The sequence below is a fragment of the Glutamicibacter sp. MCAF14 genome, assembly GCF_052114325.1.
Taxonomy (GTDB): domain Bacteria; phylum Actinomycetota; class Actinomycetes; order Actinomycetales; family Micrococcaceae; genus Glutamicibacter; species Glutamicibacter arilaitensis.
Genome location: NZ_JBFREO010000004.1, coordinates 915166 through 924365, shown reverse-complemented (window position 1 = coordinate 924365; position 9200 = coordinate 915166). Strand labels below are relative to the sequence as shown.

9 protein-coding genes, 3 tRNA genes and 1 riboswitch are annotated in these 9200 nt (G+C 61.8%); of the genes, 9 read left to right on the top strand and 3 right to left on the bottom strand.

Features of this window, described 5'->3' with window-relative positions:
- Nucleotides 1-77: 77 nt before the first annotated feature.
- The 3 genes from AB4Y71_RS11930 to AB4Y71_RS11920 form a co-directional block, all read right to left on the bottom strand.
- A tRNA-Val gene (locus tag AB4Y71_RS11930) sits at nucleotides 78-149 on the bottom strand.
- A 27-nt stretch (nucleotides 150-176) separates the two neighbouring features.
- Nucleotides 177-247 (bottom strand) — tRNA-Cys (locus AB4Y71_RS11925).
- Nucleotides 248-301: 54 nt separating this feature from the next.
- A tRNA-Gly gene (locus tag AB4Y71_RS11920) sits at nucleotides 302-374 on the bottom strand.
- A gap of 192 nt (nucleotides 375-566) precedes the next feature.
- Between AB4Y71_RS11920 and AB4Y71_RS11915 the strand changes: the two genes are divergently transcribed.
- From AB4Y71_RS11915 to ribB, 9 genes are all read left to right on the top strand, one after another.
- Nucleotides 567-1409 carry a cytochrome gene (locus tag AB4Y71_RS11915; RefSeq protein WP_441720562.1) on the top strand — a complete coding sequence of 281 codons (843 nt, stop codon included), beginning with the start codon at nucleotides 567-569 and terminating at the stop codon, nucleotides 1407-1409.
- A 93-nt stretch (nucleotides 1410-1502) separates the two neighbouring features.
- Nucleotides 1503-2066, top strand: coding sequence for a peptide deformylase (def, locus tag AB4Y71_RS11910; protein ID WP_134779951.1), 564 nt, complete (start codon nucleotides 1503-1505; stop codon nucleotides 2064-2066).
- A 3-nt stretch (nucleotides 2067-2069) separates the two neighbouring features.
- Nucleotides 2070-3002: a methionyl-tRNA formyltransferase gene (fmt, locus tag AB4Y71_RS11905; RefSeq protein ID WP_441720560.1), complete on the top strand. Its 933-nt coding sequence runs from the start codon at nucleotides 2070-2072 to the stop codon at nucleotides 3000-3002.
- Nucleotides 2999-4522 carry an RsmB/NOP family class I SAM-dependent RNA methyltransferase gene (locus tag AB4Y71_RS11900; RefSeq protein ID WP_441720558.1) on the top strand — a complete coding sequence of 508 codons (1524 nt, stop codon included), beginning with the start codon at nucleotides 2999-3001 and terminating at the stop codon, nucleotides 4520-4522. Before fmt ends, AB4Y71_RS11900 begins: the two co-directional genes overlap by 4 nt.
- Nucleotides 4523-4550: 28 nt before the next feature.
- Nucleotides 4551-5213: a ribulose-phosphate 3-epimerase gene (gene rpe / locus AB4Y71_RS11895; RefSeq protein WP_013349310.1), complete on the top strand. Its 663-nt coding sequence runs from the start codon at nucleotides 4551-4553 to the stop codon at nucleotides 5211-5213.
- 43 nt (nucleotides 5214-5256) lie between these two features.
- Nucleotides 5257-5394, top strand: a riboswitch (FMN riboswitch).
- 115 nt (nucleotides 5395-5509) lie between these two features.
- Nucleotides 5510-6211: a nicotinamide riboside transporter PnuC gene (gene pnuC / locus AB4Y71_RS11890; protein WP_013349309.1), complete on the top strand. Its 702-nt coding sequence runs from the start codon at nucleotides 5510-5512 to the stop codon at nucleotides 6209-6211.
- Between the two features lie 11 nt (nucleotides 6212-6222).
- Entirely contained in the window at nucleotides 6223-7263 is a 1041-nt protein-coding gene (gene ribD, locus AB4Y71_RS11885; protein ID WP_441720556.1) for a bifunctional diaminohydroxyphosphoribosylaminopyrimidine deaminase/5-amino-6-(5-phosphoribosylamino)uracil reductase RibD, read from the top strand.
- A gap of 35 nt (nucleotides 7264-7298) precedes the next feature.
- Nucleotides 7299-7922, top strand: coding sequence for a riboflavin synthase (locus AB4Y71_RS11880; RefSeq protein WP_134779956.1), 624 nt, complete (start codon nucleotides 7299-7301; stop codon nucleotides 7920-7922).
- Nucleotides 7922-9178: a 3,4-dihydroxy-2-butanone-4-phosphate synthase gene (gene ribB / locus AB4Y71_RS11875; RefSeq protein ID WP_441720554.1), complete on the top strand. Its 1257-nt coding sequence runs from the start codon at nucleotides 7922-7924 to the stop codon at nucleotides 9176-9178. Before AB4Y71_RS11880 ends, ribB begins: the two co-directional genes overlap by 1 nt.
- Nucleotides 9179-9200: the final 22 nt, after the last annotated feature.

Below are 9200 nucleotides of genomic sequence, written 5' to 3'. Positions count from 1 at the left end.
GCAAGGTTGCGCTCTACCAGCTGAGCTATGACCGCATATTTAATTTTAGATTCATGGTCTGGTGAACCATGAGTCCGTGCGCGATACTGGGATCGAACCAGTGACCTCTTCCGTGTCAGGGAAGCGCGCTACCGCTGCGCCAATCGCGCAAAAAAGATCAAGCAATCTTCATTGCGAGGTGGGGACGGGATTCGAACCCGCGTATACGGCTTTGCAGGCCGCTGCCTCGCCTCTCGGCCACCCCACCATACTGACCGAAGTCAGAGTGACTAGTTTTACCTAGTCGGTGAATCTTTTTGCGAGCGGACAACGAGGTTCGAACTCGCGACCTCAACCTTGGCAAGGTTGCGCTCTACCAGCTGAGCTATGTCCGCAAAATGTGTTGTTTTCGCGCCGTTTCCGTTCGCTCCAACGAGTAAAAACTCTATACGAGATTCCCCGTCCCTACAAATCGAAACGCTGAGATCTGGTTCACATTGCCTAAAAACCGCGGAACTACGCGGAAAATTCGTTTTTCCGTCACGACTAGGAGCGAAGCGAGCTTCGCACGTGCCATGATCGTTTGCATGACGTCACCAAAACTGGCTATTCAAACTGAGTCGGGCCGCATGTACAGCCGGCAAATTGGCACAGCGGCGATTGTCCCATCCATCACCACAGTCATCGGGATGGACAAGCTCGACCTGTCCGGATGGGCTGGATACATGGCCGCCAAAGCGCTATCCGAGGACCAGCGTCTGGCGCAGTCACTGGGGGATCAACGCCAACTGCGTTCCCTGGTGCGCGATGCCGCCAACGCGGCCGAAGCCTACCGGGACTCCGCAGCGGCCCGTGGCGACCGCGTACATAATTACGCTGAACAGCGCGCCTTGCAAGCATTGGATGCCGAACATTATCTTCCAGACGCTCTCGCTGAACTCGAAGCGAACAACGAGTTGGGGTTCGCACGCCACTTCGATAAGTGGTGGCAGGACTATGCAGTGGAGCCTATTGCCGCAGAAGCGACAGTGTGGAACGAAAGTGTCGGTTACGCCGGCACCATTGACCTGGTCGCGAAGATCGGCGGGCGTACCTGCCTGATTGACTACAAAACTAAAACGACTGACCGCGAAGGCTTCGTAAAACGTCCCGACGACAAAGTAATCATGCAGCTAGCCGCGGCGTGCAAGGCTGAAGAGCAAGTTGTCGATGCCGAGCAGGGCACGTGGAAAGCGTGGGAGTACGGAACAGATACGATGCTGCTGGCGGTAGCACTGGGGGAGAGCGGAACACGTACCTTCTTGGCGCCTCCAGCGGCATTACCCGACTACTGGTCCAAGTTCTATGCACTGCGGAGGAATTGGGAAGCCTCGTTCAAGATTGCGCGGTCGCGTGCCTCACTGGCCGAAATCACGCCGCCAACTCAATAAAGGCGCACGCGCACCGCGTAGACTAGAACGGTTAGCTTTCGGCACTGCGAAACCTAATATCAAAGTCCACGGCAGGGAAGGTACCAGCGGATTATGGCGATTTTGGGAATTCGGATCATCGGAGACCCCGTTCTACGCACCCCAGCGCAGGAGGTGACCGACTTTGGCCCGGAGCTCCAGAAGCTCGTCGAAGATATGGATCAGACGATGGAAAACGTCACTGGTGCAGGCCTTGCCGCGCCACAGGTCGGCGTTTCCCTGCGCGTGTTCACCTACCAGACGGGTCAAGAGCGCGGACATATCGTGAATCCAGTACTGGAACTGAGCGAGGATTATCAGGAAGACCAGGTCGAAGGCTGCCTATCGATTCCGGGCATCGCCGCTGCGGTCCGCCGTCGCCGTCATGTCAAAGCCACGGGGTTCGACAAGTTCGGCAACCCGATGGAAATTGAAGGGGACGGCTTGCTCGCCCGCTGCTTCCAGCACGAAACGGACCACTTGGATGGCATCCTGTTCCTGGATCGCCTGGAACCTGAAGAAAAGAAAGCTGCGTGGCGCACCCTGCGAGCCAACGACTACTCGCAAACCGCTATCGCCACCGTAAAGAAACGTTCTGGAGCTTTGGGCTCCAGCTTTGGCGCAGGATTGGGGCTCTAACTCATGCGTATTTTATTTGCCGGCACGCCACAGGTCGCCGTCACTTCACTGAACTACTTGCACGAAGCCGGCTTTGAAATCGCCGCAGTACTCACCCGCCCTGATGCACCCTTGGGGCGCAAACGCGTGCTGACACCATCGCCGGTCGCCGCGCGCGCAGAAGAACTCGGCCTGCCGATTATCAAGACCGCCAAGATCACCGACGAAACCACCGCGCAGCTGGCGCAGCTGAACCTCGACGCCGCAGCGATTGTTGCCTATGGCGGACTGGTTCCCGAAGCCGCGCTGAGCGTGCCAACCCACGGCTGGATCAACTTGCACTTCTCGCTGTTGCCAGACTGGCGCGGTGCCGCACCGGTGCAGCACTCGATCATTAACGGCGATGACATCACCGGGGCCGTGACCTTCCAACTGGAAACAGGGCTGGATACCGGCCCGGTCTTCGGCCAGGTGACTGAACGCATTGGCGAGCTGGACACTGCCGGCATCATGCTCGACCGGCTCAGCGAATCCGGATCCACCCTGCTGGTCCAAACCCTGCAGGCCTTGGATTCCGGTCAAGCCGTAGCCATCACGCAGGCAGGTTCGCACACCTACGCGCCAAAGATCACCGACGTGGATGCGGAATTGGACTTCACCCGCACCGCCACCGAAATTCGCCGCCGCGCCCACGGAACCACCCCGTTCCCTGGCGCATGGGTCAAGGTTGATGACAAGCGCTTCAAATTCGGGCCGCTGCGCGAGCGCCGCGAGATCACCGATCTGGACGCCGGTGAAGTGCGCATCGAACCAGGCAAGCAGCCGAAGGTCTTGATCGGCACCGCAACCTGGGCTTTGGAGCCCACCCAGATCCAGCCTCCGGGCAAGAAAATGATGAACGCCAGCGACTGGGCACGTGGAGTGCTCACCCAGGGAACGAAAGTGAGCTTCGCATGAGCGGGCAGGAACCACGCGACGGATACCGCGAGAACGAACGCCGCAACGAGCAGGGCCGCACCCGCAACCGCGGCCAGGGTGGGCCACGCAAGTACTCGGCCTCGGCACCCGGCCAGCGAAAGCGCGCAGCCGACCCGGCTCGCCTGGTAGCTTTCAAGACGCTGCGCGAGGTCTCCGGCTCGGATGCCTACGCCAACCTGGTGCTGCCCAAGATGATCCGCGAGTACCAGCTGGATCGCCGCGACGCAGGCTTCGCTACCGAGCTGGCCTATGGCGCATTGCGCGGCCAAGGCTTCTACGACGCAATCCTGGCCACCCTCGTTGACCGGGATTTGAGCGAACTTGATCCAGCCATCCTCGATGCGCTGCGCCTGGGAGCGCACCAGCTGCTGGCCATGCGCGTGCCCAAGCATGCGGCCTTGGATGAGACCGTATCGCTGGCGCGTGCACAGATCGGCGCCGGCCCTTCGGGACTGATCAATGCGGTGCTGCGCCGCGTTTCGGCCCAGGAGGCCGACCAGTGGACCGAGCAGCTGGGCAGCGCCGCCAGCTCCGAGTCAGAACGCCTGTCCATCGAGCACTCGCATCCGGACTGGATTGTCCGTGCCCTGCGCGGCGCGCTGATCACCCACGGCCGGGACGCCAGTGAACTTGAAGCCCTGCTGGAAGCCGATAACTTGGCTCCGCTGGTGAACCTGGTTTCCCTGCCCGGCCTCGGCGATCTGGCCGGTGCACTGGAATCCGGTGCTGAGCCTGGAACCTTGCTGGCTGACTCGGCCACCTACAAGCACGGCGATGTTGCCCGCGTGCCCGGGGTCAAGGAAGGAACCGTGCGCGTGCAGGATGCTGGTAGCCAGGTCATGGCCCGGGCATTGGCGAATATTGAACTGCCAGAAGCAGGCGAAGACCGCTACTGGCTGGACATGTGCGCCGGTCCAGGCGGCAAGGCGGCCTTGCTGGGTGCCATCGCGGTACAGCGCGACGCGCGTTTGACCGCGAATGAGCCTACCGAGCACCGTGCCCGCCTGGTTGAGAACTCGCTGGATGCGGTGCCGCATGACTACTGGATGGTCACCACCGAAGATGGACGCAGCTTCGCTGGCGAAGACTTTGCCGGGGACTACGACCGCATCATGGTCGATGCACCCTGCTCCGGTCTGGGTGCGCTGCGCCGCCGCCCCGAATCGCGCTGGCGCAAGGCACCGCGTGACATCCCCGAGCTGACCAGCTTGCAGGGCGAACTGCTCGATGCCGCATTCAATGCGGTCCGGGTTGGCGGGGTCATCGGGTTCGTCACGTGTTCGCCGCATCAGGCGGAAACCCGACTGGTTGTGGAAGACTTCTTGAAGCGCCACGTAAACGCGGCCCTGCTGGATACCAGCGCCGCGGTTTCCTCGGTGATGTACGAGAACGCCCCACCGGCAGGGCATGATCTGGGCGATGGCACCACCGTTCAGCTGTGGCCTCATGTGCACGGCACGGATGCCATGTTCATGGCCATCCTGACCAAAAAAGCTTAGCCAAGTCCGAGTATTCCAAGGAGCATCCATGCCTAACGCGCGGATCAACCCGTCGATCCTGTCCGCAGACTTTGCAAACCTGGCCGCAGAGCTGGAACGCATCCACACCGCCGACGCGGTCCACGTGGACGTCATGGACAACCACTTCGTTCCCAATTTGACCTTGGGCTTGCCCGTGGTCGATGCGTTGCACAAGGTCAGCAAGCTGCCAATCGACGTGCACCTGATGATTGAGAACGCCGATCGCTGGGCTCCGGAATACGCACAGCTCGGCGTGGATTCGGTAACCTTCCACGCCGAGGCATCGGCTGCCCCGATCCGCTTGGCCCGCGAATTGCGCTCCGCCGGCTCCAAGGCTTCCATGGCCCTGCGTCCGGCAACGCCGATCGAGCCGTACCTGGACATGATCGGCGAGCTGGACATGGTTCTGCTGATGACGGTGGAACCAGGATTCGGCGGCCAGAAGTTCTTGGATCTGGTGCTGCCCAAGATCAAGCGAGCCCGCGCCGCAATTGAAGGCTCCGGCAAGCCAATTGCGCTGCAGGTCGACGGCGGCATTTCGCGCGACACGATCTTGCGTGCGGCGGAAGCCGGCGCTGACGTGTTCGTGGCTGGTTCTGCGGTCTACTCGGCCCAAGAGCCATCGGTTGAAATCGATGTGTTACGCAATCTTGCACTCGGCGGTCATTAACCAAGCGCAAAGTGTGCCAGAATGAACTTGAAGTAAACACGAATACGTGCTCCGGGGTCGGTGTAAGTCCGAACCGGCGGTGATAGTCCGCGACCCGCTACCAAAGCCACAAGCTGAGGGAACGGTTGAACTGGTGAAATTCCGGTACCGACAGTTAAAGTCTGGATGGGAGAAGCACGAATTTGATTTGCCTTCTGGTACTGCCGATAACCCCCAAGGGGACTATCTTCTAAAGCAGAGCCACAGGCCCATCAAATGCACACCCCCGGAGCCGCCGCTTCTAGAAGGGTGGAATGATGGATTTCCTGCGGTGGCTCATTGAAGCTTTCAACTCACAAATTGCGATCGGCTCCTCGGCACTGCTGGTGCGCGAAGTCGTCGGCAATATCTTCGGCCTGGCCAGCGCCGTAGGCGGCATGCGCCGCAAAGTCTGGGCCTGGCCCATCGGCATCGTGGGCAACCTCCTGCTGCTCACCGTTTTCCTCGGCAGCATCTTCGACACCGGCTACACCGCCAACCTCTGGGGCCAAGCCGGACGCCAGATCATGTTCATCGCGGTCTCGGTCTTCGGCTGGTACCGCTGGAAGCAAGCCAAAAATGGCACCGGCAGTGCGGTCACCCCGCAATGGGCCTCCAACAAGGCACGCCTTGGCCTGATCGCCGTGCTGATCCTGGGCACGATCGCGGTCACCCCGATCTTCCGCATGCTCGGCTCGTATGAACCTGTCTGGGCTGATGCGTGGACCTTCGTCGGTTCGATGCTGGCCACCTACGGCATGGCCAAAGGCTGGGTCGAATTCTGGCTGATCTGGGTAGCGGTCGACGCAGTTGGCGTACCGCTGCTGTTCTCCGCCGGCTATTACGCCAGCGCCTTCATGTACCTTTTCTACGGTGCTTTCACCCTGGTCGGCTTCTTCGTCTGGGCCAAGTCCAGACGCGATGCAAAACCCCAGATTGAAACCGAAATGCTTGACCCAACCATTTCTCGCAAGCGCTAAGGGGCAGAGCCATGATTACTACCGAGCAACTCGACGCAGCACTGCGCACCGCGTTGGAAACCGCCGGACGAGGATACCGCGGAGCCAACCCACTGGTGGGTGCCTGCATATTGGATGCCGAAGGAAACATCATCGCCACAGGCTTCCACCTAGGGGCCGGGCATCCGCACGCCGAGGTCGACGCACTGCGCCGGCTTGGCAAGATGTCCCCAGCCAAAGCACGCGAACTGACGATGGTTGTCACCCTCGAACCGTGCAACCACACTGGCCGCACCGGTCCCTGCGCCCGGGCCATCGCCGAAGCCGGCATCGGCCAGGTGCACTACGCGGTGCCCGATAATACGGCAGCCAGCGGGGGAGCGGACTACCTGCGAAGCCAGGGCATTCAAGCCACCCAGCTGGAATGCTCGGACGCGGCTAGGAACCTGAACCAGCGCTGGTTCATCGCCAAGGCTGAAGGCAGGCCGTTCATCACCGTCAAGATCGCCCAATCCCTGGACGGGCGGATCAACGCACCGGATGGCACCAGCCAGTGGATCACCTCCGAAGCTTCGCGCAACCACGCCCACGGACTGCGTTCCCGAGTGGACGCCATCATGGTGGGCACCAACACCGCGGTCATCGATGACCCGCGCCTGACCGCCCGCACGCCCACCGGAGAATTGCACGAGCGCCAGCCATTCCGCTTGGTGATGGGGGAACGCGAACTGCCAAATGATCTCGCGCTGATGCAGGGCGATGACTGGGAACAGATCCTCACCCGCGACGTGCACGAAGCCATCGCCCGCGCCAATGAACTAGGCTTCGGGCACCTGCTGGTTGAAGGCGGCGCCACCGTTGCCTCGGCATTCATCGCCGCTGATCTGGCCGACGAAATCTACTGCTACCAAGCCCCGCTGATGATCGGCGCCGGAAGCTCGTCGGTGAATATGCCAAGCACCAGCACCCTGAGCGAAGCTAGGCGTTTCCGCCTGGATTCGGCCAGCCGCGAATCGCTGACCCGCTTAGGCGATGACATCGCCCTGCATCTGGAACCGTTGCCCCGCGGATAAGCGCCGGCAAACTGCAAACTTTTCAAGGAGTAAATATGTTTACCGGAATTGTGACCGGCCAAGGTGTCATCGAAGGCATCGAAACTTTCAGCGACAAGGACCTGGCAGTACTGACCTTGCGCGCCGAAGGCCACACCGAGAACCTGGGCCTTGGCGGCTCGCTGGCCGTAAACGGAGTCTGCCTGTCCGCCACCGAGCTGCACGGGGAAACCCTCAGCGTCGATGTCATGGGCGAAACGCTGCGCCGAACCACCATCGGTGCGCTGAAAGCTGGCGACCAGGTCAATCTGGAACGCTGCACCCCGGCCGGAGGCCGGCTCGACGGCCACGTCGTGCAGGGCCATGTCGACACCGTCGGCGAAGTGCTGGCCCGCGAAGACCACGGCCAATGGACCACCTTCCGCATCTCGATCGACGACGCCTACGCGCCGCTGACCGCAGAAAAAGGCTCCATTGCGCTCGATGGCATCTCGCTGACCATCACCGCAGTCTCCCCGGCCGCCAGCACCGGCAACCACTGGGTCGAGGTGGGCATCATCCCGATCACTCTTGCCGAAACCACCATGGGCACCCGCACCGTGGGAGAGAAGATCAACATCGAGGTTGATGTGCTCGCCAAATACGTGGCGCGCCTGAACGAATTCGGAGGCCAGCGCTAATGGCGGCTTCAACCTTGGACACCATCCCCACAGCACTGGCCGCGCTGGCCGCAGGTCGTGCCGTGGTCGTCGTTGATGACGAAGACCGGGAGAACGAAGGGGACATCATCTTCGCCGCCCAGCATGCCACCGCACAGCTGATGGCCTTCACCATCCGCTACACCTCGGGAGTCATCTGCGTACCGCTGGGCGCCGAACGCGCCGACGCGCTGCGCCTGGCACCCATGGTCGGCATCAACCAGGATGCCAAAGGCACCGCCTTCACCATCACCTGCGATGCCGCCGAGGGCATCACCACCGGCATCTCGGCTGCCGACCGCGCGCTGACCAGCCGCCTGCTGGCTGACCCGCAGACGCAGCCCGCTCAGCTCTCCCGCCCCGGCCACATCTTCCCGCTGCGTGCCGCGCCCGGGGGAGTGCTCGAACGCCGCGGGCATACCGAAGCGGCCGTTGACCTGTGCCAAGCTGCCGGACTGGAACCGGTGGGCGTGATCGGGGAAATCACCAAGGACGACGGTGAAATGATGCGCCTGGATGACCTGTGGGTCTTCGCCGCAGAGCATGACCTGCCGCTGATCTCCATCGACGACCTGGCCCGCTGGCGCCGGATCAATGATGCGATCGAGCTGACAGACCCGATCCAGCTGCCTACCGCCTTCGGGGACTTCACCGCCCGAGCAGCCACCGCAGAAGGCCACGAGCACGTGGTGCTCAGCCATGCAGGCCCCGACGGCAGTGAGCCGGGCAATCTGGTGCGCATCCATTCGGAGTGCCTTACCGGAGACATCTTCGGTTCCTACCGCTGCGATTGCGGCGAGCAGCTGCACGCTTCGATGGCGGCCATCGCCCAAGAAGGCGGGCACATCATCTACATCCGCGGGCACGAAGGCCGAGGGATCGGGCTGGCCAACAAGCTGCGCGCCTACGCGCTGCAGGAATCAGGCATGGACACCCTTGATGCCAACCTGCACCTGGGCTTCCCAGCCGACGCGCGCGAATACTTCGCCGTGGCAGCAATTCTCAAGTCCATGGGCATCAGCGAAATCCGGTTGCTGAGCAATAACCCGGACAAGCAGGAGCAGCTCACCAAGGCGGGGATCAACGTGGCAGAGCTGATCGGACTGCAAATTGCCCCGCGCGAGCAGAACTCCGCCTACCTGCGCACCAAGCAGGTGCGCTTCGGGCACCATCTGGACTTGCCAGTTTCCCAGGACGAGCAGAACGACCCAGGCGCCGACGCCTACCACGGCGCCTAATACCCAAGAACTTAGCAGAATA

Bases quoted from the DNA above. Each gene is read 5' to 3' on its own strand.
- AB4Y71_RS11915 (WP_441720562.1), top strand. From the start codon at position 567: ATGACGTCACCAAAACTGGCTATTCAAACTGAGTCGGGCCGCATGTAC.
- def (WP_134779951.1), top strand. From the start codon at position 1,503: ATGGCGATTTTGGGAATTCGGATCATCGGAGACCCCGTTCTACGCACC.
- fmt (WP_441720560.1), top strand. From the start codon at position 2,070: ATGCGTATTTTATTTGCCGGCACGCCACAGGTCGCCGTCACTTCACTG.
- AB4Y71_RS11900 (WP_441720558.1), top strand. From the start codon at position 2,999: ATGAGCGGGCAGGAACCACGCGACGGATACCGCGAGAACGAACGCCGC.
- rpe (WP_013349310.1), top strand. From the start codon at position 4,551: ATGCCTAACGCGCGGATCAACCCGTCGATCCTGTCCGCAGACTTTGCA.
- pnuC (WP_013349309.1), top strand. From the start codon at position 5,510: ATGGATTTCCTGCGGTGGCTCATTGAAGCTTTCAACTCACAAATTGCG.
- ribD (WP_441720556.1), top strand. From the start codon at position 6,223: ATGATTACTACCGAGCAACTCGACGCAGCACTGCGCACCGCGTTGGAA.
- AB4Y71_RS11880 (WP_134779956.1), top strand. From the start codon at position 7,299: ATGTTTACCGGAATTGTGACCGGCCAAGGTGTCATCGAAGGCATCGAA.
- ribB (WP_441720554.1), top strand. From the start codon at position 7,922: ATGGCGGCTTCAACCTTGGACACCATCCCCACAGCACTGGCCGCGCTG.